The organism is Ruania rhizosphaerae (genome assembly GCF_009805705.1).
In the GTDB taxonomy this organism is placed as follows: domain Bacteria; phylum Actinomycetota; class Actinomycetes; order Actinomycetales; family Beutenbergiaceae; genus Ruania; species Ruania rhizosphaerae.
Map to the genome: position 1 here is coordinate 223,288 of NZ_VSMB01000003.1, position 26,039 is coordinate 249,326.

At 69.2% G+C, this 26,039-nt stretch carries 21 protein-coding genes and 2 tRNA genes; 12 read left to right on the forward strand and 11 right to left on the reverse strand.

Going from position 1 to position 26,039, the window contains the following annotated elements:
• Window positions 1–44: 44 nt before the first annotated feature.
• Window positions 45–117: transfer RNA gene (locus FV560_RS06480), tRNA-Asn, on the forward strand.
• Between the two features lie 287 nt (window positions 118–404).
• On the opposite strand, the gene FV560_RS06485 is transcribed toward FV560_RS06480, so the two are convergent.
• Entirely contained in the window at window positions 405–1,436 is a 1,032-nt protein-coding gene (locus tag FV560_RS06485; RefSeq protein ID WP_159620668.1) for a 6-phosphofructokinase, read from the reverse strand.
• 143 nt (window positions 1,437–1,579) lie between these two features.
• Between FV560_RS06485 and FV560_RS06490 the strand changes: the two genes are divergently transcribed.
• From FV560_RS06490 to FV560_RS06510, 5 genes are all read left to right on the forward strand, one after another.
• Entirely contained in the window at window positions 1,580–5,092 is a 3,513-nt protein-coding gene (locus FV560_RS06490) for a methylmalonyl-CoA mutase family protein (protein ID WP_200837556.1), read from the forward strand.
• 138 nt (window positions 5,093–5,230) lie between these two features.
• Window positions 5,231–6,769 carry an alpha-N-arabinofuranosidase gene (locus FV560_RS06495; RefSeq protein WP_159620670.1) on the forward strand — a complete coding sequence of 513 codons (1,539 nt, stop codon included), beginning with the start codon at window positions 5,231–5,233 and terminating at the stop codon, window positions 6,767–6,769.
• A gap of 138 nt (window positions 6,770–6,907) precedes the next feature.
• On the forward strand, window positions 6,908–8,491 hold the full coding sequence (locus tag FV560_RS06500) for a hypothetical protein (protein ID WP_159620672.1): 1,584 nt from the start codon (window positions 6,908–6,910) through the stop codon (window positions 8,489–8,491).
• Between the two features lie 102 nt (window positions 8,492–8,593).
• Window positions 8,594–9,079, forward strand: a complete 486-nt coding sequence (gene def / locus FV560_RS06505) for a peptide deformylase (RefSeq protein WP_159620674.1) — start codon at window positions 8,594–8,596, stop codon at window positions 9,077–9,079.
• Window positions 9,080–9,219: 140 nt separating this feature from the next.
• The gene (locus tag FV560_RS06510) at window positions 9,220–9,720 is read left to right on the forward strand and encodes a DUF3145 domain-containing protein (protein WP_159620677.1); all 501 of its coding nucleotides are present in this window, start codon (window positions 9,220–9,222) and stop codon (window positions 9,718–9,720) included.
• Between the two features lie 114 nt (window positions 9,721–9,834).
• Here FV560_RS06510 and FV560_RS06515 read toward each other — a convergent pair whose 3' ends face one another.
• The 5 genes from FV560_RS06515 to FV560_RS06535 all read right to left on the reverse strand — a co-directional run bounded on the left by FV560_RS06515 (window position 9,835) and on the right by FV560_RS06535 (window position 14,836).
• Window positions 9,835–11,079: a beta-ketoacyl-[acyl-carrier-protein] synthase family protein gene (locus FV560_RS06515; RefSeq protein WP_159620679.1), complete on the reverse strand. Its 1,245-nt coding sequence runs from the start codon at window positions 11,077–11,079 to the stop codon at window positions 9,835–9,837.
• Window positions 11,080–11,177: 98 nt separating this feature from the next.
• Window positions 11,178–11,426 carry an acyl carrier protein gene (locus FV560_RS06520; protein WP_159620681.1) on the reverse strand — a complete coding sequence of 83 codons (249 nt, stop codon included), beginning with the start codon at window positions 11,424–11,426 and terminating at the stop codon, window positions 11,178–11,180.
• 116 nt (window positions 11,427–11,542) lie between these two features.
• Window positions 11,543–12,601: a beta-ketoacyl-ACP synthase III gene (locus FV560_RS06525; protein ID WP_159620683.1), complete on the reverse strand. Its 1,059-nt coding sequence runs from the start codon at window positions 12,599–12,601 to the stop codon at window positions 11,543–11,545.
• Window positions 12,601–13,572: an ACP S-malonyltransferase gene (locus tag FV560_RS06530; protein ID WP_338049695.1), complete on the reverse strand. Its 972-nt coding sequence runs from the start codon at window positions 13,570–13,572 to the stop codon at window positions 12,601–12,603. The genes FV560_RS06525 and FV560_RS06530 overlap by 1 nt, the downstream gene beginning before the upstream one ends.
• Before the next feature lie 88 nt (window positions 13,573–13,660).
• On the reverse strand, window positions 13,661–14,836 hold the full coding sequence (locus FV560_RS06535) for a PucR family transcriptional regulator (RefSeq protein WP_159620687.1): 1,176 nt from the start codon (window positions 14,834–14,836) through the stop codon (window positions 13,661–13,663).
• Window positions 14,837–14,955: 119 nt separating this feature from the next.
• Here FV560_RS06535 and FV560_RS06540 point away from each other — a divergent pair, with 119 nt between their 5' ends.
• A complete protein-coding gene (locus FV560_RS06540; protein ID WP_159620689.1) occupies window positions 14,956–15,639 on the forward strand; it encodes a hypothetical protein in 684 nt (227 codons plus the stop codon).
• Between the two features lie 100 nt (window positions 15,640–15,739).
• On the opposite strand, the gene aceE is transcribed toward FV560_RS06540, so the two are convergent.
• Window positions 15,740–18,499: a pyruvate dehydrogenase (acetyl-transferring), homodimeric type gene (gene aceE / locus FV560_RS06545; RefSeq protein ID WP_159620691.1), complete on the reverse strand. Its 2,760-nt coding sequence runs from the start codon at window positions 18,497–18,499 to the stop codon at window positions 15,740–15,742.
• Between the two features lie 281 nt (window positions 18,500–18,780).
• Here aceE and FV560_RS06550 point away from each other — a divergent pair, with 281 nt between their 5' ends.
• The 4 genes from FV560_RS06550 (at window position 18,781) to FV560_RS06565 (ending at window position 20,595) form a co-directional block, all read left to right on the forward strand.
• Entirely contained in the window at window positions 18,781–19,209 is a 429-nt protein-coding gene (locus FV560_RS06550; RefSeq protein WP_235019963.1) for a DUF3052 domain-containing protein, read from the forward strand.
• On the forward strand, window positions 19,206–19,691 hold the full coding sequence (locus FV560_RS06555) for a redoxin domain-containing protein (protein WP_200837557.1): 486 nt from the start codon (window positions 19,206–19,208) through the stop codon (window positions 19,689–19,691). Before FV560_RS06550 ends, FV560_RS06555 begins: the two co-directional genes overlap by 4 nt.
• Window positions 19,688–20,473, forward strand: a complete 786-nt coding sequence (locus tag FV560_RS06560) for a glycerophosphodiester phosphodiesterase family protein (RefSeq protein WP_159620695.1) — start codon at window positions 19,688–19,690, stop codon at window positions 20,471–20,473. Before FV560_RS06555 ends, FV560_RS06560 begins: the two co-directional genes overlap by 4 nt.
• 48 nt (window positions 20,474–20,521) lie before the next feature.
• A tRNA-Val gene (locus tag FV560_RS06565) sits at window positions 20,522–20,595 on the forward strand.
• A gap of 34 nt (window positions 20,596–20,629) precedes the next feature.
• Here the strand turns inward: FV560_RS06565 and FV560_RS06570 are convergent.
• The gene (locus FV560_RS06570) at window positions 20,630–20,905 is read right to left on the reverse strand and encodes a hypothetical protein (protein WP_159620697.1); all 276 of its coding nucleotides are present in this window, start codon (window positions 20,903–20,905) and stop codon (window positions 20,630–20,632) included.
• On the opposite strand from FV560_RS06570, the gene FV560_RS06575 reads away from it, so the two are divergent.
• Window positions 20,898–21,191 (forward strand): hypothetical protein, encoded by a 294-nt coding sequence (locus tag FV560_RS06575; protein WP_159620699.1) that lies wholly within the window; start codon window positions 20,898–20,900, stop codon window positions 21,189–21,191. The two genes, FV560_RS06570 and FV560_RS06575, sit on opposite strands and share 8 nt — an antisense overlap.
• Before the next feature lie 83 nt (window positions 21,192–21,274).
• On the opposite strand, the gene FV560_RS06580 is transcribed toward FV560_RS06575, so the two are convergent.
• From FV560_RS06580 to FV560_RS06590, 3 genes are read right to left on the reverse strand one after another with little or no spacing between them, the layout of a single operon-like run.
• Window positions 21,275–22,249 carry an NAD-dependent epimerase/dehydratase family protein gene (locus tag FV560_RS06580; RefSeq protein WP_159620701.1) on the reverse strand — a complete coding sequence of 325 codons (975 nt, stop codon included), beginning with the start codon at window positions 22,247–22,249 and terminating at the stop codon, window positions 21,275–21,277.
• The gene (locus FV560_RS06585) at window positions 22,246–24,930 is read right to left on the reverse strand and encodes an alpha/beta fold hydrolase (protein WP_235019964.1); all 2,685 of its coding nucleotides are present in this window, start codon (window positions 24,928–24,930) and stop codon (window positions 22,246–22,248) included. The genes FV560_RS06580 and FV560_RS06585 overlap by 4 nt, the downstream gene beginning before the upstream one ends.
• Entirely contained in the window at window positions 24,927–25,910 is a 984-nt protein-coding gene (locus FV560_RS06590) for a 3-oxoacyl-ACP synthase III (protein ID WP_235019965.1), read from the reverse strand. The genes FV560_RS06585 and FV560_RS06590 overlap by 4 nt, the downstream gene beginning before the upstream one ends.
• Window positions 25,911–26,039: the final 129 nt, after the last annotated feature.

Below are 26,039 nucleotides of genomic sequence, written 5' to 3' on the forward strand. Positions count from 1 at the left end.
GCGGTCAGAGCACCGGCCCCCGTGGGTTAGTATTGTCTGCGCGATCCCTCATAGCTCAATTGGCAGAGCATCCGACTGTTAATCGGACGGTTGTTGGTTCGAGTCCAACTGAGGGAGCAGCAGGGCCCCGCGACCACCAGGCCGCGGGGCCCTTGTCGTCCGCCCACCACGGGTGCTCTCTCCCGGTGTGTCGGGCTCCGGAGCCGCTATTGCACGCTGCCACGCCCCTTCAGGGGCCGAACTTTCGGCCCCTGAAGCACTCGGGGGCCGAAAGTTCGGCCCCTGGGTGGCCCCTGGGTGGCCCCTGGGTGGCCCCTGGGTGGCCCCTGGGTGGCCCCTGGACGGCCCGCGGACGGACGGTGGACAGGCGGTCGCCGGGCGCATGGCACGTCACGCGGCGCACATCACCTCCCGAACAGCGCCCGCGCCTCGTCCCAGCGGTGCTGCGGGACGGTCTTGAGTCCGGCGAGAGCCTCGCTGAGATCGACGCGTTCGATCTCTGTTCCGCGGATCGAGACCATCTGACCCCAGCGGCCCTCGTGCGCGAGATCCACTGCCGCCATCCCGAACCGGGTCGCGAGCACGCGGTCGAAGCCGGTGGGATTCCCACCGCGTTGCACGTGCCCGAGGATCGTGTTCCGGGTCTCGATCCCGGTGCGCTGCTCGATCTCGGCGGTCACCAGGGCGCCCACTCCACCGAGGCGGGGCCGTCCGGCGGCGTCGGTCCCGTTCTCCGCGAGGACGTCATCACGCTCGGCCGGGATGAATCCCTCGGCGACGACCACCAGCGGGGATCGGCCGCGCTCGTGCACGTCCTGCACCCACGCGCAGACCTCCGGCATGCCGACGCGCTGCTCGGGGATGAGGACGGCGTGCGCTCCGACGGCCACACCGGAGTGCAGGGCGATCCAGCCCACGTGGCGCCCCATCACCTCGGCGACCATGCAGCGGTGATGCGACTCGCCGGTGGTGCGCAGCCGGTCCATCGCGTCCGTGGCGATCGAGACCGCGGTGTCGAAACCGAAGGTGTAGTCGGTGCCCCGCAGATCGTTGTCGATGGTTTTCGGGACGCCGACGATCGGCAGTCCCTCGTCGGCGAGGCGCTTGGCACCGGCCAGGCTGCCCTCGCCGCCGATCACGACCAGTGCGTCGAGCTCGCGGCGCTGCAGCGTGGTCGCCACGGTTGCCACCCCCGCGTCCGGGCCGTCGAGCGGGTTGGTCCGGGAGGAGCCGAGGATCGTGCCACCCTCTCCGGCCAGGCCCCGCACATCGGTGCGGTCCAGTGCGATGGCGTCGTTGGTCAGGACGCCCTTCCACCCGTGCCGGAACCCGACGAAGGTGTCGTGATGGGTCTTGACGCCATGCAGTACCGCCCCGCGGATCACGGCGTTCAGGCCCGGGCAGTCGCCGCCGCTGGTCAGGATGCCGATCTTCATGTCCACCTCCTGGCTGGATAACCCTGCCAGCGTAGGGGCAGGTCGGTGACGGTGGAGTGTCGCCGGTATGTCGGGCAGATGGCGCAACCGCGGCTTACGATCGAGGAGCCCGGTGCGAGGGCGCCCGGGCGGAGGAGGGTGCCATGTCAGAGCCCCGAATGATGGACGACGCCCGGGTGACGGCCACGTCGCAGGATCCGATTGCCGAGCGGCCGTTGCGCTTTGTCACAGCCGCCAGCATCTTCGACGGGCACGATGCCGCGATCACCCTCATCCGGCGCCTTCTGCAGGATCGTGGCGCCGAGGTCATCCACCTCGGGCACAACCGTTCTGTGGTGGACGTCGTCCGCGCGGCGGTGCAGGAGGGGGCGGACGGCGTGGCTGTCTCGTCCTATCAGGGCGGCCATATGGAGTACTTCACCTACCTGGTGCAGAGCCTGGCCAGCCGCGGAGCTGGGCACATCAGCGTCTTCGGGGGTGGTGGTGGCACGATCACCAGCGACGAGATGGCGACGCTGCATCGCGCGGGAGTCGAGCGGATCTATCACCCCGACGACGCCCTCGAACTCGGCCTCGACGGCATGATCGAGGATCTGCTCGACCGCGCGACAGCGAGGCAGCAGGACCCTGTCGTACCGACTCGTCTCCCAGCGCCCGAGGACGAGCAGTCCGTGGCCCGCCTGCTCAGCGCGATCGAGAACGGCCCGGCGATCGAGAGCGGCCCTGCCTCCGAGAACGGCAAGGCAGCTGATGACGGCGTCTCTCACCTTCTCCGGTCCGCTGACCGGGCCGAGGTGCTGGCTCCGGTGGTCGGGGTGACCGGCACCGGCGGCGCGGGGAAGTCCTCGGTGATCGATGAGCTCCTGATCCGCTTCCTCGGCGGCGACCATCAGCGGCGGATCGCCGTCCTCGCCGTCGATCCAACCCGCCGCCGAACCGGGGGAGCCCTCCTGGGCGACAGGATCCGGCTGAACAGTGCGGGCTCGGAGCGCGTCTTCGTCCGCTCGCTCGCCACCCGGCGCCGTGACGCCTCTCTCAGCGCCGTGGTCGGGAGCAGCATCCGGGCCCTGCAAGCCGTCGGATTCGATCTGGTCCTGCTGGAGACCGCAGGGATCGGCCAGTCGGACGGTTCGGTGGCCGGCCTGGTGGACGTTCCCGTTTACGTCATGACCAGCGACTACGGCGCGGCCAGCCAGCTCGAGAAGATCGAGATGCTCGACCTGGCGGACCTGGTGATCCTCAACAAGGCCGACCGGCGAGGAGCAGAAGATGCGTTGCGGGACGTGCGCAAGCAGTGGCGGCGCAACCGGCTCGCCTTCGATCTGACGGATGCCGAGATCCCGGTGTACCCCACGGTCGCCAGTCGATTCCGCGACCCGGGCGTGGACGCCGCCTTCGAGGCTCTGTGTGCACGACTCGGCGGGCGCTGGACGCCGCGACCTTCCGCCCAGCGGTGCGCAGACCCCGACGCGGCCGGTGGGCCCGCAGCCGACGCTCCGGTGCTCGGGGTGGACGGGATCATCCCAGCAGACCGGAGCCGGTACCTGGCCGAGATCGCTGAGCACGCGCTCGGCACCCGGTCCCGCATCGAGGACGAGTGCCGGAGCGCGGACCGGGTGCAGGCACTGCACCGGGCCCTCGCAGCAGTGGGGGAGAGCGAGCTGCCCGAGCTCTGGTACCCCATCGCCGGTACCGCCGAGCCCGGTGCCGACAGCACTCACGAGCAGCTGCGCGCGGCCTACCACCAGGCACTCGGCGAACTGAGCGAGGATTCACTGGACCTGCTACGCCGATGGCCCGAACGAGCCAGCTCCCTGACGGGTGCTACGGGACGCTACTCGGTGCGCGGACGGGAGATCGCCGTCGAGAATCGCACGGCTACCCTCAGCGGCACGCCGGTGCCGCGTGTGGCCGCACCGCACTTCGACAGCGCTGGTGACCTGTTGCGTTTCCTGCACACGGAGAACACCCCCGGTGCGTTCCCCTACACTGCGGGGGTCTATCCGTACCGGCACAGCGAGGAGCATCCGACCCGCATGTTCGCCGGGGAGGGGACCCCGGAGCAGACCAACCGCAGGTTCCACTATCTCCGTCGCGGTGAGGAGGTCGCACGGTTGTCGACGGCGTTCGACTCGGTCACCCTCTATGGGGAGGATCCGGCGACGCGGCCGGACATCTACGGCAAGGTGGGCAACTCCGGAGTGAGCGTGCCGACGCTGGACGACATGAAGCGGCTGTACTCCGGATTCGATCTGTGCGCGCCGGGGACGTCGGTCTCGATGACGATCAACGGACCAGCCCCGACCATCCTCGCGATGTTCTTCCGCACCGCCATCGATCAGCAGGTTGAGAAGTACCTGCGCGCCGATCCCGGGCGTTGGGAGACAGCCCAGGCCCGGATCGCTGCCATGCTCGGCCCGCAGGCGCCGCGCTACCGGGACGAGTTGCCGGCCGGGCACGATGGACTCGGTCTCGGGTTGCTGGGGGTGGACGGAGCCGACCTGGTCGAAGCCGAGACGTATCGCAGGATCCGGTCCGAGACGCTGGCGACGGTCCGTGGCACGGTGCAGGCGGACATCCTGAAGGAGGACCAGGCGCAGAACACCTGCATCTTCGGTATCGACTTCGCGCTGCGGATGATGGGCGATGTGCAGGAGTTCGCGGTCACCGAGGGGGTGCGCAACTTCTACACGGTGTCGGTGTCCGGCTATCACATCGCCGAGGCGGGGGCGAACCCGGTGACTCAGCTCGCGTTCACGCTGGCCAACGGATTCACCCTGCTCGAGTACTACCTCGCCCGGGGCTTGAAGGTCGACGACGTCGCCCCGCACCTGTCGTTCTTCTTCTCCAACGGCATGGACCCCGAGTACGCGGTGATCGGGCGGGTGGCCCGCCGGATCTGGGCGCGAGCCCTGCGGGACCGATACGGGGCTGCACCGCGTTCGCAGCTGCTGAAGTACCACATCCAGACCTCCGGACGTTCGCTGCACGCCCAGGAGGTGGAGTTCAACGACATCCGGACCACGTTGCAGGCGCTGTACGCACAGTTCGACGCTTGCAACAGTCTGCACACCAACGCCTACGACGAGGCCGTGACGACGCCGACCGAGGAAAGCGTGCGACGTGCGGTGGCGATCCAGCTGATCCTGCAGCAAGAGCTGGGGTTGAGCCGTTGCGAGAATCCGTGGCAGGGCAGCTTCGTGATGACCGAGCTGACCGACCTCGTCGAGGCGGCCGTGTATGAGGAGTTCGACGCCATCAACAGGCGCGGGGGAGTACTGGCCGCGATGGAGACCGGGTATCAGCGTGGGCGCATCCAGGACGAATCGATGCGCTACGAGCAGGGCAAGCATGATGGATCGCTGCCCATCGTGGGGGTCAACACCTTCCGGCCCCCGGGCGAGGCACAACGCGGCGGCGACGCGATGCTGGTGCGTGCCGGCGCGCCGGAGAAGGACGCGCAGGTCGAGTCCGTCCGACGTTGGCAGGAGGCGCGCAACCCCATCTCTCCGGACGCGCTGAAGCGATTGCAGCACGTCGCACGCAGCGGTGGGAACGTGTTCGCGGAACTCCTCGGCGCCGTCGGGTCGCACACCCTCGGTCAGATCACCCATGCCCTGTACGAGGTCGGTGGGCAGTACCGCCGCGCGATGTAGGAGGCGCATTCGCGGGGCCAGGCCCGCGGGCGTGCCACAGGTGCGGTGCAGGCGTGTGGTGCTGGTGACGGGACGGTCTCGCGGCTACGCTGCAATAACGTTAAAACGTCGCCATTCCCGAGCACACTGGAGTTCTCCATGACCACCGAGGTCCCTGTCACGCGCGCCATCATCAACGCCGACGTCCCGGGTCCGGTGATCAGCCGCCATGTGTACGGGCACTTCGCTGAACACCTGGGCCGCTGCATCTACGGCGGCTTCTACGTCGGTGAGGACAGCGACATCCCGAACGAGCGCGGCATCCGGCGCGACGTGGTGGAGGCGCTCCGGGCGCTGAAGATCCCGAACCTGCGCTGGCCCGGGGGGTGCTTCGCCGACGAGTACCACTGGATGGACGGCATCGGCCCGAAGGACGAGCGCCCCGCCATGGTCAACACCCACTGGGGCAACGTCGAGGAGAACAACCACTTCGGCACCCACGAGTTCATGGACCTGTGCGAGATGCTCGGCGCCGATCCCTACATCAACGGCAACGTCGGGTCCGGGACGGTGCGGGAGATGGCCGACTGGGTCGAGTACCTCACCCGGGACGGCGACTCGCCGATGGTGCGCCTGCGCAAGCAGAACGGGCGCGAGGAGCCCTGGCGGGTTCCTTTCTGGGGCATCGGCAACGAGGCCTGGGGCTGCGGTGGCAATATGTCCGCCCAGCACTACGCGGAGGAAGCGCGACGGTACGCGACGTACTGCCGCGACCATGGCGACAACACCCTCTACCGGATCGCGGCGGGCGCGAACTCCGATGACTACGTGTGGACCGAGACCCTGATGAAGGCGCTGAACGAGCTCGGCGGGTGCGGCAAGGACCCGCGTGGGATCTACCAGGCCATCTCGGTGCACTACTACTCCGTGGTGGGCCCCTGGCACGACAAGGGCAGTGCCCTGGAGTTCGGCGAGGACGACTACTACGCCACGATGGTCAAGGCCGCCTTCGCCGACGATCTGCTGCGGCGCCACTCCACCGTGATGGACAACTACGACCCGGACAAGAAGGTCGGCCTGGTACTGGATGAGTGGGGCACCTGGTGGAACGTCGAGCCGGGCACGAACCCGGGTTTCCTCTACCAGCAGAACACCATGCGTGACGCGCTGGTGGCGAGCACCCACTTCGACATCTTCCACCGCCACGCTGACCGGCTGGTGATGGCGAACATCGCCCAGACGGTCAACGTGCTGCAGGCGATGATCCTCACCGATCCCGACTCCGGCGCGCTCGTGCTCACCCCGACCTATCACGTCTTCGAGATGAACTCCGGTCATCAGGATGCTGAGAGCCTCCGCGTCGACGTTCCGGGAGGCCTGCCGCAGCGTGCCGTAGATGAGGAGACCCTGGCGACGGTCTCGGTCTCCGCCAGCCGCAAGGACGGGAAGGTGCTGGTCTCGCTGTCGAACCTGGACGCTGCCGAGCCTGCTGCGGTTCACCTCGATCTGCGTGGGTGCACAGTGGGCACCGTCGAGAGCCGGATCCTGACCGCCCCGACCCTGGCCGAGCACAACACGCCCGAGGCGCCCGCCGCGGTGGCGCCACAGGTGCACGAGGGCCTGCGAGCCGACGAGGGCGGTCTGCGCGTGGAGCTGCCCGCGCACTCCTTCGTGACTGTGAGCATCGCCGTCGACTGACGCCCGGGCGGACTGTCGAAGGACGGCCCGCCCGGTCGCATGGCCGGGTGGGCAGTCCTGTCCATGGGCGGGTGCAGCGCGCGGACAGGTTGTTCTCTAGGATGATCGCTGTCCGAGGGAACTGACCAGGGAGCTGTGATGGGACACCGATTCAACCCGCCGCCCGGGTGGCCGACGCCGCCGCCGGGATGGGAGCCGCCCGAGGGCTGGCAACCGGACCCGACGTGGCCGCCTGCTCCGCAGGGCTGGCAGTTCTGGGTTCCCGACGGCGTCCCTTCCGCTCCCGGTGACGCTGGTGGCCCCGTAGCGCCTGCGGCCGGGGCAGAGCAGCAGCCACCTGTGCCGCCCGCTTCCGCCTCGTCGCCCTTTGCTCCGGAGGAGCCGCAACCAGAGGTTCCCCAGCCGGTGGAGCCTCAACCGGTGGAGGGTGACCAGGCATCGGTGCCGGAAGGGGGCAGTCCAGCGGCCCACGACGCGCAGCGCACCTCGGATGCTGACACCGCCGCCGAACCGGCCGCCGAGCAGTTGGCCCAGCCGACCGAGCAGTTGGCCCAGCCAACTGAACACCTGGCCCAGCCGACCGAACAGTTCCCGGCGTCGGCACCGCAGTCGGGCGCACCGGGTTACGGTGGCGCCGGTACACCGGGCCAAGCCGGCAGCGCGGGCGAGCCCGGCTCGGTCACCGGCGCCGGCTACGAGGGATTCGCACCGGGGCAAGGTGGCGCTTCGCAGCCATATCCGCAGGGGCAGTTCGGGCAGCAGGGTCAGGTGCACGGTTCCGGTCAGTTCAGCAGTTCCTCCCAGCCAGGTCCGGGCGGATTCGACCCGAGCCAGCCTCAGACGCCGCCTCCCGGGCAGTACGCACCGGCCGGTGGCGCGGGCCAGCCGTATGCCGCGTCTTATGCTGCTGCGCCCGCTCCCGGCAGCAGTGGGCCGTGGGGTCAGGGGCCCGCTGGTACGCCAGCGCCAGGTCCCGGCGGTCCGCCGCCGGGCGGTCCTGGCCAGAAGAAGAGCCGTACGGGTCTGATCATCGGTGTTGTGGTGCTGATCGCCGTCGTCGTGATCGGCGGTATTGCGCTGGCACTGAACCTGATCTTCGGTGGCGAGGACGAGCCGGAGCCTGTGGTCGAGCCGACCAGCACGAGCGAACCGACCGATAACCCGACCACCAGTGAGCCCACCGACGAGCCCACCACCGATGAGCCGACCGATGAGCCGACCGATGAGCCCAGTGACGATGGCGGTGGGTCTGGTGCCCTGACCGGTGACTACGAGCTGCTGAGCCCGTCCGACCCGGCGTTCGTGACTGACAGTGGGACGCCGATCGTCGAGGTCCGGTTGCTGCAGGTGGAACGCAATTGGGAGCCGGATCCGAACTCCTTCATCTGCGCCGAGGCTGAGGGCGAGTACGTGGCGATGGAGTTCGAGTTCACCACGTTGCCCGAGCTCGCGGACTACTCGGAAGGCACGTGGAGCTTCAGCGCTTTCGAGCTCGGTCTCCTCGACACCGGGGGCAACAAGATCGCTGATATCAGCGCCTTCGCCGGGCTGTTCTGCTTGGACGAATCACAGCAGGCGCCCTCGGACATGAGCCCGGGGGAGACCTACACGGGCTGGGCCGTGATGGATGCCCCGCGCGAGCCGGGCGGCGTCCTGTGGGAGCCGTGGCTCGATTTCACTGGCGAGGTCCCCACCTACGCCTGGGACCTGGCTGACTTCTGACGTGCTCCCGCGTGGGCGCGACCCTGGTGAGGCGCCCACGCGGATCAGCGCCGCCCGGGTGGTCCGCGAGGTGCCGGTCTGCTCGTGGCAGGATGGTGCGCCATGGCCATTCGTGACATCCGCGTGGTCGGGGATCCGGTGCTGCGCACCCGCTGTGCCCCGATCGAGCGCATCGACGACCGGATCCGCGGGCTCGTGACCGATCTGCTGGAGACGGTGGACCGGGACGGGCGCGCGGGGCTGGCGGCGAACCAGATCGGAGTCGACCTGCGTGCCTTCTCCTGGAACATCGAGGGTGACCTCGGCTATGTGCTGAACCCACAACTGGTCGAGATCTCCGACGAGATCCAGGATGGTGACGAGGGCTGCCTGTCAGTTCCCGGGCTGTTCTACCCGACCCAGCGAGCCACCTACGCACGCGTCGAGGGCACCGATCTGGAGGGCCGGCTCGTCCAGGTCGAGGGGGAGGGACTGATGGCGCGCTGTCTGCAGCACGAATGCGACCATCTGGACGGACGGCTCTACCTCTCCCGGCTCGATGCCGAGGTGCGGCGGGAGGCGATGCGGGAGGTCCGCGTCCGCTTCTGACACCCCGGGAGTGGGGTGGGGGTGCACGAATGGCCTGTCATGAGGCATGATGGGGCACGAAAGCCGTGAGTCGCTCACGACTGTGCAGGGCCGAGGACGTTGGGGAAGACGCATCTCGACCACACACAGGAGGGAACGGCATGTCAGGTGTGATCACCCGCGGCGTATTTTTCGTGCACTCGGCGCCCCGTGCACTCTGCCCGCATGTCGAATGGGCGGCAGGCTCGGTGCTGGAGGGCCGGACGTCCTTCGATTGGACCGTACAACCCGCAGCACCCGGAATGTACCGGGCTGAGACGTCCTGGATGGGACCTGCCGGTACTGGCGCTCGTCTGGCCTCGGCCCTGCGTGGGTGGACTCACCTGCGATATGAGGTGACTGAGGAGCCGAGCCGGGGCGTCGACGGCGGCCGATGGTCCCACACACCCGAGCTGGGAATCTTCCACACGCAGGTCGATGCACACGGCAACAACGTCATCCCCGAGGACAGGGTGCGTGCGGCGATGGAGCACGCAGGCGATCCGTCGCGGATGTCCCGTGAGCTGGAGCTCGCCCTCGGGCAGGCCTGGGACGATGAGCTGGAGCCGTTCCGCTACGCGGGCGCGGGCGTTCCGGTGCGCTGGTTGCACCGTGTGGGCTAACTGTGGGCTAACTGTGGGCTGACTGCCAGTTGACGTTTGGCTGAGCTCTCGGCACGCACGACGGCGGCCGGTCACCCAGGGTGACCGGCCGCCGTCGTGGTTGTGCGGCGATGCTCAGGCGTTCGTCACCACCAGGGCAACGTTGTGCCCGCCGAACCCGAAGGCGTTGTTCACCGCGGCGATCTGCCCGGACGGCAAATCGCGTGGGGCGTCGCGGACGAGGTCGATCGGCAGGCCGGGCTCCGGGTTGGCCACGTTGATCGTCGGCGGGGCCTTCCGGTCGCGTACGGCGAGGATCGTGAACAGGGACTCCAGTGCGCCGGCACCACCGAGGAGATGGCCGGTCATCGACTTCGTCGCCGAGACGGCGATGTGGTCGGCGTCATCGCCCAGCGTGGCGCGGATCGCCGCAGCCTCGACGCCGTCACCGGCGGGTGTCGAGGTGGCGTGGGCATTCACGTGCACCAGGTCGGCCGGGGTGATCCCGGCGTTCTCCAGCGCCAGGCGCAGCGCACGCGATTGACCGGCACCGGAGGGGTCGGGAGGGGCGACGTCGTAGGCGTCGGCACTCATACCGACACCGGCGATGCGAGCGTAGATGGTCGCTCCACGGGCGAGCGCGTGATCCTCCCGTTCGAGCACCACGACGGCGGCACCCTCACCGAGGACGAATCCGTCGCGATCCACGTCGTAGGGCCGTGATGCGCCCGCCGGATCGTCGTTGCGGGTGGACAGCGCCTGCATCTTCGCGAATGACGCGATCGGGAGTGGATGGGTGGCGGCCTCGGTGCCACCGGCCACGACCATGTCGGCACGCCCGGTGCGGATCATCTCCAGGGCATAGCCGATCGCCTCCGCACCGGAGGCGCAGGCTGAGACCGGGGTGTGGGAGCCGGCTTTCGCGCCGACCTCGATGGAGACGTAGGCGGCGGGAGAGTTGGGCATCAACATCGGCACGGTCAGCGGGAGGACGCGCCGGACGCCCTTCTCCTTGATGGTGTCCCACGCATTGACCAGGGTCGTGACGCCGCCGATACCTGAGGCCACCACGGCACCGAGGCGTTCACCGTCGATCTCCGGAGCGCCGGCGTCGGCCCATGCCTCACGGGCAGCGATCATGGCGAACTGCGCGCTGGGGTCCATCCGCCGCATCTCGGGGCGTGCCAGCACGTCCTCGGCCGGAACGGCCAGCTGGCCGGCGAAAGTCACGGGCAGGTCGTATCGACTGACCCAGTCGTCAGTGAGGGTGCGGACCCCGGACCGGCCCGCGAGGGCTCCGGCCCACGTGCTCTCGACGTCGCCACCGAGAGGATTGGTGGTACCGAGTCCGGTGACGACGACATTCGGCTGGTCAGTCATGGCTAGTCTCCGTCAGGAAAGTTGGGGGTGAGTGTTCGCAGCCGGGCGCGTCACCGACGAGGTGACGCGCCCGGCGGCGCCGGATGGGCGGCGTGACCTCAGGCCTGGGCCTGGGCGATGAACGCGACCGCGTCACCCACGGTGGTGAGGTTCTTGACCTCTTCGTCCGGGATGCGTACCTCGAACTTCTCCTCGGCCAGGGTGACGATCGTCATCATCGACAGCGAGTCGATGTCGAGGTCGTCGGTGAACGACTTGTCGGCCTGGACAGCGTCCGTAGCCAGTCCGGTCTCCTCGTTCACGATCTCCGCCAGACCGGCGAGGATCTCCTCGTTGCTGTTCGCCATGGGTTCTCCGTTTCTTGGTGTTCGACGTGAGTCGGGTCCAGTGTTGCCGACAGTGAGCCTGCATCGCCATTCGGCGCGCGGGGTCCTCGTCGGTCAGGGCATGGTGTGAGACGCGCTCAGGGGAGGATGACGACCTGCGCGGCGTAGACCAGGCCGGCTCCGAAGCCGATCTGGAGCGCGATGTCGCCGCTGTGGGCCTGCCCCTCGCGGAGCAGGCGTTCGGTGGCAAGCGGGACCGATGCTGCCGAGGTGTTGCCGGTGTCGGCAATATCACGGCCGACCACGACGTCCTCGCGGAAGTCGATCAGCTTCAACAGCTGGTCGGTGATGCGCATATTGGCCTGGTGCGGGATGAAGACATCGATGTCGGAGAGCTCCAGACCAGCTGCTGCGACCGCGCGCCGGGCGATCTCCGGCATCGAGGAGATCACCCACTTGAACACGGTCGGGCCCTGCTGGCGCAGCGTGGGGGAGGTGATCTGGCTGACCTCCTCGGCCAGCTCCGGCGTGTCGGTCGGGACAGGCTCACCGAGCTCGGCCCGCCGGTAGTCCAGCCACGAGTGCGTCTGGTAGATCGCGCCGGCCTGTCCGCCGTCACTGCCCCAGACCGTGGGTGCGATCCCGGGGGTGTCCGACGGTCCGACGACCGCCGCACCGGCACCGTCTCCGAGCAGGAAGGAGATCGACCGGTCGGTGGGGTCGATGAAATCGCTCATCTTCTCCACGCCGATGACGAGCACGTGCTCGGCGGCACCGGAGCGGACCATCGCGTCCGCCTGGGCGATGCCGTAGCAGTAGCCGGCACAGGCAGCGGAGATGTCATACGCCGCCGCGGGGGTGGCACCGATCGCGTCCGCCACCATCGCCGCGAGCGAGGGTGTCTGCTCGAAGTGCGTCACCGTCGAGACGAGTACTGCGCCGATGTCGCTCCCGGTCAGCGATGCCTTGGCCAGGACGTCCTGTGCGGCGCCGACGGCCAGATCCTTGACGGTCGTGTCACCGTTCGCGCGTGCCCGGCTGCGGATTCCCGTGCGCTGGCGGATCCACTCGTCCGAGGAGTTGATCGGACCGACGATGTCGTCATTCGGGACGAGATTCTCGCCGCGGACCCCGCCGACGGAGAGCAGGCGGCTGCCGGCGACCGTCGGGCGCTGGGCGAGTGTGGGCTTGGACATCAGGACTCCCTCGTGGAGCGGGTGCGGATGATCAGGTCGACTGCGGCATCGAGGTCGTCGGGCGACTTCAACGCGACGGTCTCCACCCCACGCATGTTGCGGCGAGCCAGGCCCGTGAGCACACCCGCCGGGGCGAGCTCGACAGCGGCGGTGACCTCCGCCGTCACCATGGCCTCCTGGCACAGGTCCCAGCGCACAGGTGAGGAGATCTGTGCCACGAGTGCGGCGAGCGCCTCGCTGCCGGAGGCGATCGTGTTGCCGGCCGCGTTGCTGAGCAGTCGCAGGGACGGGTCGGCAGGGGAGAGGCCATCGGCGACTGCCTGGACCGCCTGGACGGCGGGGGACATGTAGGAGGTGTGGAAGGCGCCGGCAACTGCGAGCGGGATCACCCGGGCTCGCGCCGGCGGATCGGCCTCGAGGGCTCGCAGGTCCGTCAGCAACCCGGCTGCCACCACCTGCCCACCGCCGTTGACGTTCGCGCCGACGAGATCGTGGGCGGCCAGGGCCGCCTCCACCTCCGCCGGCTGCCCACCGACGACGGCACTCATCCCGGTCTCCGCGCGTGCAGCCGCCTCGGCCATGGCTGCTCCGCGCACGCCGACGAGGTGGAGCGCTTCGGTGGGGATCAGGACCCCGGCCGCGACGGCAGCGGCGAACTCGCCGACGGAATGCCCGGCGGCGATGTCCACCCAGTCCGAGGTGCCGGCCAGAGAGGCCTCGCGGGTGAGCAGTGCCGCCTGTAGGGCGTGCAGGCTCAGCAGCGAGGCGGACACGATCAGCGGCTGTGCCACGGCCGTGTCCTTGATCGTCTCCGCATCGGCGCCTGTGCCGAGTGTGCGCAGATCGAGCCCGGCGGCCTCGGCACAGGCGCTGAGCAGGTCGTCCGTGCCGGGCACCTCGAGCCATGGGGCGAGCATGCCGGGAGCCTGCGCTCCTTGTCCTGGACTGAGTAGTGCGATCACCGTTCTCACCTTTCCGTCGTCGGTGGTGATCCGGGCACGACGGATTGCACCAGGTTGTTTCGGGGCGTTTGTGTACATCCTACAAATCGAGCGTGCGTCACAAGGCCACACCCTCGGCGAGCTTCCCGACGGCGATCGCGATCTGCAGGACGAATCCCTCCCGCGCATCGACGGGGTCCCATCCGGTGACCGTCGCGATCCGCCGCAGTCGGTAGCGCACGGTGTTCGGGTGCACATACAGCTGACGGGCGGTCGCCTCCAGGGAACGCCCCTCGTTCAGGTACACGCTCAAGGTCTGCAACAACGGTCCGCCGACGGCCTGCAACGGCGTGTACACCTCGGCCAATAATGTGCGGCGGGCATCCCGGTCGCCGGTGAGGACACGCTCGGGCAACAGCTCGTCGGCGAGCACCGGGCGTGGGGCGCTCGGCCAGGCACGGACGGCGTCCAGCGCCGAGAGGGCCGCGCGCGCGGAACGCCCCGCATCCGCAAGCTCGGGCACCTCCGGGCCGATCACGACCGGTCCCGGTCCGAACCTGTCCAGCAGGGCGTGCGCCTGCTCACGCAGGTTGCCCTCGCCGCCGAGCACGACCACGAGGCGATTGCCCTGGATCCCCACCAGCGCGTCCTGAGCGGTTCGCCGGGCGGCACGGCGCAGCTCGGCGGCACCGACCTCGTCCAGCGTCTCCTCCGCTGTTCCGGCCATCACCAGTGTGCTGCCACGGCCCGCCCATCCGAGCGCGGCCACGCGCGAGTGCAGCGAATCGTCGGGATCGCCCCGCAGCAGCGAATCGACGACGAGTGCTTCCAGGCGTGCGTCCCACGCGCCACGGCTCTCGGCCGCGCGGGCGTAGACCTCGGCAGCGGAGAATGCGACCTCGCGCGAGTACAGCAGCACCGCCTCCCGCAACGTGGCCTGCTGACCGGGGGCCGCCAACTCCTCGGTGTGCCCTTCCACGATCTCGACGACGATCCGCACCAGCTGCAGTGTGTGCTGCAAGGAGATCGAACGGGTCAGCTCGGGTGGAGCGGCGCGGAAGATCTCGGCGGCGTTGTAGGAGCCGCGGCCCGGATTCTCGTACCAGGTGATGAAACTGGCGATCCCGGATTGGGCGACCAGCCCGATCCACGAGCGATCCTCGGCAGGCAGCGCTCGGTACCAGGGCAGTTCGGCGTCCAGGCGCCGCATGGCGGCGGCGGTGAGCAGATCCGTCCCGCCGCGCAGCCTGCGCACCATCTCCGGGGTCGAGGAGTCACCCCGCGCACTCGTCATGCGCCGAGGGTACCCTCTGCGATTGTGGGAATCCCACAAAACGATGGGCCGCCGGCGCGATGGGTACGGCTGCCCCCGGAGCGCGGGTGGGCCACGAGGTGCTCGGATACGCTGGACGTATGTCCTTGATCAAGCGCCTACGAGACGCCTTCCGCCCTGCTCCGAGCCGTCCTCAGGCGCAGGCACGGGTCACATCGGCGCCGCCACCGCCGGACGCCGAGGCCGAGGCGGGACTGCGGGCGCGGCTCGAGGAGGACCCGAACGATGTCGAGGCATTCTCTACCCTCGCTGAGATCGTGCGACGACGTGCTGCCGAGGTCGAGCACCCGGACCCGCTGACCGCTGATGTCGCTCCGGTGACCAGTTCCCGGGAGGCGGACACGGCGCACTGGGCCCTGGCGGAGGAACTGGCCGGGCGCCCCCGCGGCTGGTATCCACTGATCGAGCTGGCCCGCCTGTCCCTCGAGGACGACAAGGAAGGCGCCATGCGGCGGCTCGGTGCCGCCTGCGAGCGCGAGACATCCGGACTGGCGCTCATCGAGGGAATCAAGATGCTGCGCGCCGCCCATCTGCCCGCCGAGGCGCTCGGGCTGGGCGTCGGGCACTGGTCCCCGGCTGAGCAGTCACCCGAGGCGGGGCGCCAGATCGTCGAAGCAGCCCTGGAAGCGGGGCGGGTCACCGATGCGCGCCGACACCTGCGGGACCTGGCCGAGCTGAGTACTCACCACGACACGCCACGTATCGTTGCCGAGTTGGAGCCGTTCGTGGCGCGGGCAGAATCCGACGCGAGCACGGCGGACTGAGACCGCACCGTCTCTGCCAAAGCTCGATACACGACGGCGGAGCCCACCGTGATGCAGGTGGGCTCCGCCGTCGTGGTGGTGCGCTGTTGGGGATGCGACCTCAGGCGTCTCCGCCTGCGGTGCCGGTGGTGCCGGCGTTGACGTCGAGCAGCTGGTACTTCTCCACTGCCTGCGCCGGGGCGCCGGCGTCCACCTCACCGCGCTGGGCGAGCGCCTGCAGTGCGCGGGTGACGATCGACTGAGTATCGATGAGGAAGTGACGACGGACGGCCGGACGGGTGTCGGAGAAGCCGAAGCCGTCCGCACCGAGCGTCCAGTAGTCACCTGGGACCCAGGTGCGGATGAGGTCCGGTACCTGGAAGTCGTAGTCGGAGGTGCCCACGAACGGGCCGCCGGCATCCTTGAGCTTCGCGGTCACGTACGCCTCGCGCTGCTCACCTGAGGGGTTGACGAACGCCTCGCGGTCGGCCGCCAAGCCGTCCTTGCGCAGCTCGCCCCAGCTGGTCACCGACCACACGGCGGCGCGCACGCCCCAGTCCTCGGCGAGGATCTGGCGCGCCTCGAGTGCCCACGGCACGGCCACGCCCGAGGCGAGCAGCTGCACGACGGGACCATCGCCGTCGGTGGGAGCCTCGAGGCGGTGGATGCCCTGGAGGATGCCCTCGACGTCGACGTCCTCCGGCTCGGCGGGCTGGATCATCGGCTCGTTGTACACCGTGAGGTAGTACATGACGTTCGGATCGCGGCCAGAATCAGACGTGGCGTCGGTTCCATACATCCTTTCCAGGCCGTCCTTGACGATGTGGCGGATCTCGTAACCGTAGGCCGGGTCGTACTGGACGACCGCGGTGTTCGTGGCGGCGAGCACGGGGGAGTGCCCGTCAGCGTGCTGCAGGCCCTCACCGGTCAGCGTGGTCCGGCCGGCGGTGGCACCGATCAGGAAGCCGCGGGTGAGCTGGTCACCGGCGGCCCAGAACTGGTCGCCGGTGCGCTGGAACCCGAACATCGAGTAGTAGAAGTAGAACGGCACCATCGGCTCGCCGTGCGTGGCGTAGGAGGTGCCGACGGCCTGGAAGGCAGCGGCCGAACCGGCTTCGTTGATGCCGGTGTGCAGCAGACCGCCGGTCTCGTCCTCCTTGTAGCTCAGGAGCAACTCGCGGTCGACCGAGAGGTAGTTCTGGCCGTTGGTGTTGAAGATCTTCAGGCTCGGGAAGATCGCGTCCAGGCCGAAGGTGCGTGCCTCGTCCGGGATGATCGGCACGATCCGGTGACCGAACTCCTTGTCCCGCAACAGCTCCTTGAACAGCTGCACGAGGGCCATCGTCGTGGCTGCCTCCTGCTGTCCGGAGCCCTTGGCCAGGCGCTGGTAGGCCTTGTCTGCCGGGAGCGTGACCTCGGTGTACTTGGAGCGACGCTCGGGCAGGAATCCGCCCAGCTTCTTGCGCCGGTCCATCATGTACTCGATCTCCGGGGCGTCCATGCCGGGGTGGTAATAGGGCGGCAGGTACGGGTCGGCCTCGATGGCCTCGTCGGAGATCGGCAGGCGCAGCGAATCCCGTAGGCCCTTGAGGTCGTTCTCCTTGAGCTTCTTCATCTGGTGCGTGGCGTTGCGGCCCGCGAAGGAGGAGCCCAGGCCGTAGCCCTTGACGGTGTGCGCGAGGATCACGGTGGGAGCGCCGGTGTGGTTGACGGCGGCGTTGTAGGCGGCGAACAGCTTGCGGTAGTCGTGCCCGCCGCGCTTCATCGCCCAGATGTCGTCATCGCTCATGTTCGCCACGAGTGCCTTGGTGCGCGGATCGCGCCCGAAGAAGTGCTCGCGGATGAACGCGCCGTCCTCGGCCCGGTACGTCTGGAAGTCACCGTCCGGGGTGTTGTTCATGAGGTTGACCAGGGCACGGTCCTTGTCGGCTTCGAGCAGGGCGTCCCACTCGCGACCCCAGACGACCTTGATGACGTTCCAGCCGGCGCCGCGGAAGAAGCCTTCGAGCTCCTGGATGATCTTGCCGTTGCCGCGTACCGGACCGTCGAGCCGCTGCAGGTTGCAGTTGACCACGAAGGTGAGGTTGTCCAGGTTCTGCTGGGCGGCCAGCTGCAGCATGCCGCGTGACTCCGGCTCGTCCATCTCACCGTCGCCGAGGAAGGCCCACACCCGCTGCTCGGAGGTGTCCTTGATGCCGCGGAAGTGCATGTAGCGGTTGACCCAGGCCTGGTAGATGGCGCTCGCCGGCCCCAGACCCATCGACACCGTGGGGAACTCCCAGAAGTCGGGCATGTTCCGCGGGTGCGGATAGGACGGCAGGCCCCCACCAGGGCGGGAGAGCTCCTGGCGGAAGGAGTCGAGCTGATCCTCGGTGAGACGTCCCTCGAGGTAGGCGCGGGCGTACATCCCGGGCGCCGCGTGGCCCTGGAAGTAGATCTGGTCGCCGCCACCGGGGTGGTCCTTGCCACGGAAGAAGTGATTCAGACCCACCTCGTAGAGCGTGGAGACCGAGGCGTAGGAGGAGATGTGGCCACCGACGGCGACCCCGGGTCGCTGTGCTCGCGTCACCATCACGGCGGAGTTCCAGCGCAGGTAGGAGCGGTAGCGACGCTCGACGGCTTCATCGCCAGGGAAATACGGCTCGTCGTGCACACCGATGGTGTTGACGTAGGGCGTGGTGATCGCCGAGGGGACGGCGACGTCACGCTCGCGCGCATGCTTGAGCATGTTCAGCAGGATGTACCGGGCCCGCGGGCCACCCCGGGCCTCGATCAGGCCGTCGAGGGACTCCAGCCACTCGCCGGTCTCGTCCGGGTCGATGTCCGGAACCTGGCTGAGCAGGCCATTGATCAGAGGTCCGGCTTCGTTGCGTGAGGTCACGACTCTTCTCTTCTCTCCGCACCGGGTCACGGCGCTCGGCGATCATCCTTGCGTGGTGTGTGGACACCACAAGGGACTGCGCTGACGATCCTATTGTCATGCCTTGGCATAGGCACGCCATCGTCGGCAGGTGTGACATCCCCGACACCGCACCGAGGGGCGTCGGCAGAGGGGCGGATATCCCCGGCGGCGGAGCGTTCGGTTGCGCTCAGGTGTGCTTGTGCGGTTCGGTTGTCTCATATCTCCGCCATCCGGGCGGGGTCGGCGAAGGAGAGGCGAACGTGGCAGGGACCGCGAGCACCGAGGACCAGCAGGGTTCCCGGTTCGGGGTGAAGCAAGGACAGGTCATCCAGGAGTTCGGGTACGACGAGGATGTCGACGAGGAACTGCGCGCGGAGCTCGAGCAGGTCACCGGGCAGGAGCTCGCGGACGAGGACTTCGATGACGTCACCGACGCCGCCATTCTGTGGTGGCGGGAAGACGACGGTGACGTCCACGACCTCACCGATCTGATGACCGACTCCATGACGACCCTTGAAGATGGCGGGTTGATCTGGGTCTTCACCCCCAAGCCCGGACGGCCAGGGCACGTGCGCCCGCCGGAGGTCGACGAAGCAGCGCGGACCGCCGGTCTGCACTCGACGAGCACGATCTCGGCAGGGGAGAACTGGTCAGGTTTCCGGCTCACCACCCGCGGGCGGGGTCGGTGACCACCTCCCTCGGGAGCAGTCTGCACGTGGGCCGCCCGGCGCCAGGATTCACGGCCCCGGACACCCATGGCACGCCGGTGTCACTGGAGGCGCTGCGCGGCGCACCGGTGCTGCTGGTGTTCATCCCGTTCGCCTTCACACGTGTGTGCGGCAGCGAGGTGGCTGCGCTGCGGGACGCGCACCAGGAACTCACGGCCGCCGGTACACGGCTGGTGGTCGTGACCTGCGACTCGATGATGGTGTTGCGGGCGTGGGCTGAAGTGGAGCAACTGCCCTTCACCTTGGTCTCGGACTTCTGGCCGCACGGAGTGATCGCCCGGGCGTATGGCGCGTTCAACGGGGCCGACGGAGCCGCAGATCGGGTGAGTGTGCTGATCGACGGCGAGGGCACCCTGGCCTGGACCGTCACCAGCCCTCGTGGCCAGGCGCGCAGCGTCGAGGACTATCTGACGGCGGTTAGAGCCCTGCGAGCGGCGGCATGAGACTCCCAGGAGGGCCGCTGGCGCTGGCTCACCGGGGCGGGGCGGGTCTGCCTGCGAACGCCGGTATCGAGAACACCCTGACGGCGGTGCGCAATGCCGTCGAGCTGGGGTACACCTACATCGAGACCGATGTGCGTGCCAGCCGCGACGGTGTGCCGTTCGTGGTCCATGACCCGGACCTGGGCCGGGTGACGGGAGAGAGCATCGCCGTGGCGGAGCTGTCGGCGGCGGACCTGCGTGCGGCGACCCTGAGCGGTGGTGAGTCGATCCCGACCCTGGCTGAGCTGCTGGAGGAGTTCGGGCACCTGTGGGTCAATCTCGACGTGAAGTCCGATGACGTGGTGGAGCCGGCGATCGAGGCCGTGCGCCGACACGGCGTGGAGGACCGGGTGGTCGTCGCGTCGTTCAATGATCCCCGGATGCGGCGAGTGCGGCGGCTGGCACCGGAGATGGCCACGTCGGCATCGCCGCGCGAGGTGGTCGCGATGCTGCTCGGACGCTCGCGGGCCTCCGCGCGTGCCGGTGCGGTCGCGCTGCAGGTACCCAAGCGTTGGCGGGGGATAGAGATCGCCACGGAGGCGTTCGTACGCCGCGCGCACCACCAGCACATGCAGGTGCACGTGTGGACGATCGATGACCCCGCGACGATCCGGACGCTGCTGGATCGCGGGGTGGACGGCATCGTCTCGGACCGCATCGACGTACTGCGTGAGGTGCTCCGCGAACGTGGCCAGTGGCCTGTGCCGGGCGGACCGGGCAGTGACGAGGCGGGATCGAAGTGATGGGCGGTGCGTGCCAGCCGTGTCGCTTGCTATCCTTGCCCCTCGCCAGGGCCTATAGCTCAGTTGGTTAGAGCGTCGCGTTTACACCGCGGATGTCGGGGGTTCGAGTCCCTCTGGGCCCACAATTTCAGACGTGCTAATACATGGAAGATGGGGCTACGAACGGTCCGGCGAGTCGGGTTGCTGCCCTTCTGCTTCGTTGATCACGATGCCGTTGGTCCGGCTTGCTGCTAGAACAGCATGATGACGGAACTGGTTGAGCCTTCCCGCCACCAGGAGGTCAGTGGCCCGCATCCAAGACGGGGCGAGCAAAGACACGACCGATCCCAGTTTGAAGTAGGCATCGTGGAGGAGGGCGTAGCCGAGGCGAATCCGTTTGTCCGAGTAGAGGTCCGTCCAACGATGCCGCCACACTGCGACGGCCATGGCCATGGCCGTCGCCACGGTCGGCCGGGCCCGGTCCACGCGCGTACTCACAGACGAAGAGTTGCTGCGGATTCATCTGGACCGTGAAACGGGTAGTTTCGCTCTGCGTTTCCGGCAGGTCAGTGATGTACGACGTTCCGCTGTAGGTGCCGTCGGCAGCAAGGTGGACGAGATCGCGGCGGGGATCGAGAACAACGTCGCGACACCAATCATGGCGCTCACCAAGACCACACACGACGCCGCAGAAGCCGCTGACTCCGCAGCGTCCGCGGCGAGACAGCGTCCTACGTAGTCGGGCATGTGCAAAGGCTCGTTCGCCACGCGACCTTCTCTCCGGCGATTACCGGCCCACGAGACCTCAGCCTGACGCGAGCCCTATCCTTCGTCGCGGTAGGACTGCGCCAACCGGGCCATACCGTCGGCGATGCTCACCCGGGGCTGCCACGCCAGCGCCTGGCGCGTGCCGCGCTGGTCGAACCAGTGCGCAGTGGAGAGTTGCTCTGCGAGGAACCGGGTCATCGGGGGCTCGTCCTGTCCGGGTCGCAATGCCCAAATCTGCTCCACGGCGCCGCCTGCGATACGAGCCAGTCTGCCGGGTACCCGCCACGAGGGAGCAGGCACCCCCGCCGCGCGACACATCCCGCCGAGTAACTCTGCCACGGGACGCGGTTCACCGTTGGTGACCACGTAGGCGCGGCCGCGGGCAGCCTCGGCGCGCTCCACTGCTGCGAGCATCGCATCGGCGGCATTGTCGATATAGGTGGAATCGATCAGTGCCGCACCCTCATCCAGCAGCGGGAGCCGGCCTCGCCGGGCACGATCGACGATCCGCGCGACGAGCTGGGGATCGCCGGGCCCCCACACGAGGTGCGGTCGTACGGCGAGGACCGCCAGACCGGGTGAGTCGTAGGAGAGGGCGAGCAACTCGGCGGCAGCCTTCGTCCGGGCGTAGTGCCCGAGCGTGTGCTCGGGGTCGGCGGGTTCGGCGCCGGCCGCCACCAGGGAACGGCCCACGTGCGCCACCGACGGCGAGGAGACCTGCACGAAGCGCCGCACCCCGGCCGCACGGGCCGCCCGCAGCAGTGCTCGGGTGCCCTCGATGTTGACGCGCGTGAACTCGGCTGGATCGCCCGCCAGCGACACTTTCGCCGCGAGGTGCACCACCGCGTCCTGACCGTCGACGGCGCGGCGCACCAGCGCCGCATCCGTGACGCTTCCGCGGATGTCGCTGACCCCGGGCGCCCCGCTAGGACGACGCTGCAGCGTGGTGACCGCGTGACCGGCGCCGGCGATCCGCACCGCGACCGCGCGGCCCAGGAATCCGCTCGCACCGGTGACCAGGACCTTCATCGGGGAGCCCGCACACGTTCGCCCGCAAGCAGCCGATCCGCCCAGGCGGCCAGGGCGCCGCGGTCGATCTTCGAGTTGTGCCGCACGTCGGTCGGCAGCTCCGGGACCGCCAGCACGGCGGCCAGGGGAGTGGCGCACGCAGCGCGCACCTGCTCGGTCACCTCGGCCGTGGCCAGGCCGGCGCGCCGCGCCCGACTGTTCGTCTCCACCACCGCGACGGCCTGCTGGATCCCTGCCGGCCCGACGCCGACGATCGCCGCCCGCCGCACGTCCTCGGCACGCTCCACCTGCTGCTCGGGTCCGACCGGGGCGAGCGGGCCGGACGTCGTCGTGAGGACATGCGCGAGCCGTCCCTCGATCCACAGCCGGCCTGCGTCGTCGAGATGGCCGACATCGCCCGTGCGGTGCCACCGGCCGCCGTCGTCCGGGGTGCCGCGGATGGCGGCGAGGTCCGTGAGCCAGAGACGGTCGTAGCCGTCCTTGAGGTGCGGTGCACTCACCAGGACCTCCCCGAGCACGCCGGGGTCCCGCACCGGTGCTCCCACCGCTGTGCCACCGGAATCGAGAGCGCTGATCCGCACCCGGGCAGCGTGCACCGGCCTACCCACGCAGACACCGGCGTCGTGGGCGTCGGCGACGCGGAGGATGTCCGGCAACGTGATGTCGGTGACGAGGAGGCACTCGGTCATCCCGTACGGGGTGTGCGCCACGGCGGCGGGCATGAGCTCGGCCACGGAGCCCAGCACGACAGCACTGACCGGCGCGCCGGTGGAGAGGAACTGGGTGACGCCGCCCAGCGCCTCGCGATCGGCTGCCGAGAGCTCGTGGGCGGTCCGGGCGACGTTGAGTACTGCGGCCGGGGAGAGGAACACGGTCCTGGCGCCGGAGGCCGCCACGGCGTCAGCCACGGCACGGGCGGTGAGCGTGCGCGGCGCTGAGACGTCCATGTCCGGCGTGGCCGAGCGCGTCCCGAGGGCTGGGCCGAGTAGCGCGAACGGTGCGAACCCGGTCACGAGGCCGGTCTCGGGCGTCAGGCCGAGCTCGGCGGTCAGCACGTCCCGGACCGCCGCGAGCTGGGCGTGGGTGTAGCGCACACCCTTGGCGGGTCCGGTGGACCCGGAGGTGAAGAGCACGGCGGCGTCTTCTTCGGGCCCGGGGTGCGGTGGAAGCTGCATCCCCTCGGCGAGGTGGCGTTCGCCGTCACGCATCAGTGCGGGGAGCGAGGCGGTCACGCCCAGCGCTGCTGCCACGGCCGCGGGAAGGGTGTCCACCGAGATCCGGCGGCCGGGCCAGCCGAGTGTGCGCGCGGCCGTGAGTCCCTGACGTTGCCCGATCACGACGTCGGCCTGCGCTCCGCGCACGGCGCGGGACAGCCCGGCCACCCCCAGGCCGGCGTCGGCGACCACCACGACGGCCCCGATCCGCAGGCACGCGTACACGCTCGCCGTGAGGTCCGGTCCGGGAGGGACGAGCAAGCTGATGCGATCGCCTGGTTGCACCCCGGCGCCGAGCAGGCCCGCCGCGAGGCGTTCCACGTTGCGAGCCAGGAGCCGCCAGCTCACCCGCACCGGCGACGTTCCCGCCATGTCGACGACGGCGATGTCGTGATCATTCGAGCGCTCCTCGAGAGCGGCGCCGAGGGGGCGAAAGGCTGGTTCTGCTTTGGGCGTGTGGCTGCTGTGGTCAGCGGGTGCGGCGTCGCTCTCCGTCGGCGTCGCACCGGGGGTGGGCAGCCAGTCGAGAACCGCGGAGGCGTACGGGGCGTCCTCGGCCACCAGGTGACCGGCACCCTCGAACCGGTGTACGCGGGCGTGCGGCAGTCGGTCGGCGAGATCGTCGAGATAGCGGTCGCTGAAGATCGGATCACGCGGGCCCCACACGAGCAGCGCGGGAACGCGCACACCCCGCACTCCCTCGGCGATCGCGGCCAGGGCCGGCGTGCTGGAGTGCTCCTCGCCGGCCGGAATGTCGGCCACGAAGTCAGCGATCCCGCGGCGCCGAGTGGCACTGCGGTAGGGCGCCCGGTAGGCGGCCCGGATCGGCGCCGTCAGGGGCGGGTGTGCGAGCGCAAGGGTGGTCTCCAGGAACGCGGTGGTCTTGCGCGTTGCCGCAGTGAGGACACCCGTGGTGCCGGCCAGCCGCAGCGGTGCCGGGATCGGCCCCGGGCCCTGGTGGACGGCCGTGTTGAGCAGTGCGATGCCGGCGAGCTGGTCCGGGTGTGCCAGCGCCCAGCCGAGGCTGATCACGCCGCCCCAGTCGTGACCAAGGGTGACGACGGGCCCGAGGTCGAGAGCGTCGGTGAGCGCGCCGAGGTCGGCGATCCGTTGCGGGAGATCGCGGACCACGTCGGTGCGCTCGGAGAAGCCCATCTCGAGCTGGTCGACTGCGATGATGCGCCAGGCCGGGCCGCCGGCTTCAGCCTGGGCGAGGCTCGCCGTCAGCAGGTGCCGCCAGAGATAGGACCAGGTGGGGTTGCCGTGCACGGCCAGCACGGTTCCGGCGATCTCATGGCCGCCGTCGTCGAGTACGGGCCCGGTATCGAGCACGTGCCAGGATCGCAGCGCGGGTGTGCTGCGGGTGCCCGTGTCGGTTGCCGCGCCGGGAACCTGCACCACCCGGCTCCATGCGGGATCCAGTCCGGGCAGAGTGGTCAGTGAGGCAGGGATGCCGGCATCGGTCACCAGACGATCTCCATGAGCGCCGTGTTCAGGCCGGAACCGACGCCCATGAGCAGGACGCGATCGCCCGGGTCGAGGGAGTCCTGCTCGGCAGCCAGGGTGATCGGTAGCGAGGCCGGGCCGACGTTGCCGAGGGTGGGGAAGGTGGTCGGCACCTTGGCAGGATCCAGATCGATGGCCTCGGTGATGGCATCGGTGTGGGCGCGGGAGACCTGATGGGTCACGAAGCGGTCGGCCTGTGACCAGCGCCACTCCGGTTCGGCCTCGTGCCAGGCAGAGACGACGAGGTCCAGGCCGCCTTTGAGCAGGCCGGCGGCGTCGGTGAACATGCCGTCAGCGCTTCCCACGCACAGGTCGTGGAACTGTGTGGCCGCGCGCGTGACGCCGCCGAGTAGCCGATGGCTCCTGGGATGGTCCTCCGCCGCGCCGATGACCGTGGCGGCCGCACCCGAGCCCAACGTGAGGGTCGCGAACTCCTGCATGAGTTCGTCCCGGCTCGGGTTCGCACTCAGGAGCCGCTCGATGGTGGCCGCATGCACGTCGTCGACGTTCTCGCCGGCGACGACGAGGGCGTGACGGACCTGCCCGGTTTCGACCATGCTCGCCGCGAGGCTCATGCCATTGACGAAGCCGAGGCAGGCGTTCGTCACGTCGAAGTTGAGCGCGGAGGACGGCAGTCCGAGTCCGTGATGCAGCCGAGCCGCCACCGAGGGCTCGAGGTGCGGTCGCGAGACCGAGGTGTTGATCAGGAGATCGATCTCCTCGGGCTTGACCTCCGCCTGTGTGAGCGCGCGGTTGGCGGCGCCGATCGTCCCGGAGTGCACGTCCTCGTCGCCGGTCCAGGTGCGGCGCTCCAGCACCCCGGCCACCCGCTCGAGGAGGTTGCGGGGCAGTCGGAGCCGGTCCAGAACGTCGGCCAATCGCTCCTGGATGTGCGCCGAGGTGGTCACCGTGCCCGGCAGTCCCGAGGTGACCGAGAGCATAGCCGCTCTCGTGAATCGGGCGGTGTTGTTTCCGTGCACATTCTTCCTGTCTGCAGCTGGTATCGGCTTCTGCCGTGACGTGCGCACGATCGGGCCGAGCCGACCAGAGTACCGGCGACATCGGAGTGA

Excerpts from the sequence above, each read along its gene's own strand:
- FV560_RS06485 (WP_159620668.1), bottom strand. The coding sequence starts at position 1,436 with ATGAAGATCGGCATCCTGACCAGCGGCGGCGACTGCCCGGGCCTGAAC.
- FV560_RS06490 (WP_200837556.1), top strand. The coding sequence starts at position 1,580 with ATGTCAGAGCCCCGAATGATGGACGACGCCCGGGTGACGGCCACGTCG.
- FV560_RS06495 (WP_159620670.1), top strand. The coding sequence starts at position 5,231 with ATGACCACCGAGGTCCCTGTCACGCGCGCCATCATCAACGCCGACGTC.
- FV560_RS06500 (WP_159620672.1), top strand. The coding sequence starts at position 6,908 with ATGGGACACCGATTCAACCCGCCGCCCGGGTGGCCGACGCCGCCGCCG.
- def (WP_159620674.1), top strand. The coding sequence starts at position 8,594 with ATGGCCATTCGTGACATCCGCGTGGTCGGGGATCCGGTGCTGCGCACC.
- FV560_RS06510 (WP_159620677.1), top strand. The coding sequence starts at position 9,220 with ATGTCAGGTGTGATCACCCGCGGCGTATTTTTCGTGCACTCGGCGCCC.
- FV560_RS06515 (WP_159620679.1), bottom strand. The coding sequence starts at position 11,079 with ATGACTGACCAGCCGAATGTCGTCGTCACCGGACTCGGTACCACCAAT.
- FV560_RS06520 (WP_159620681.1), bottom strand. The coding sequence starts at position 11,426 with ATGGCGAACAGCAACGAGGAGATCCTCGCCGGTCTGGCGGAGATCGTG.
- FV560_RS06525 (WP_159620683.1), bottom strand. The coding sequence starts at position 12,601 with ATGTCCAAGCCCACACTCGCCCAGCGCCCGACGGTCGCCGGCAGCCGC.
- FV560_RS06535 (WP_159620687.1), bottom strand. The coding sequence starts at position 14,836 with ATGACGAGTGCGCGGGGTGACTCCTCGACCCCGGAGATGGTGCGCAGG.
- FV560_RS06540 (WP_159620689.1), top strand. The coding sequence starts at position 14,956 with ATGTCCTTGATCAAGCGCCTACGAGACGCCTTCCGCCCTGCTCCGAGC.
- FV560_RS06560 (WP_159620695.1), top strand. The coding sequence starts at position 19,688 with ATGAGACTCCCAGGAGGGCCGCTGGCGCTGGCTCACCGGGGCGGGGCG.
- FV560_RS06575 (WP_159620699.1), top strand. The coding sequence starts at position 20,898 with ATGGCCATGGCCGTCGCCACGGTCGGCCGGGCCCGGTCCACGCGCGTA.
- FV560_RS06570 (WP_159620697.1), bottom strand. The coding sequence starts at position 20,905 with ATGGCCATGGCCGTCGCAGTGTGGCGGCATCGTTGGACGGACCTCTAC.
- FV560_RS06580 (WP_159620701.1), bottom strand. The coding sequence starts at position 22,249 with ATGAAGGTCCTGGTCACCGGTGCGAGCGGATTCCTGGGCCGCGCGGTC.
- FV560_RS06590 (WP_235019965.1), bottom strand. The coding sequence starts at position 25,910 with ATGCTCTCGGTCACCTCGGGACTGCCGGGCACGGTGACCACCTCGGCG.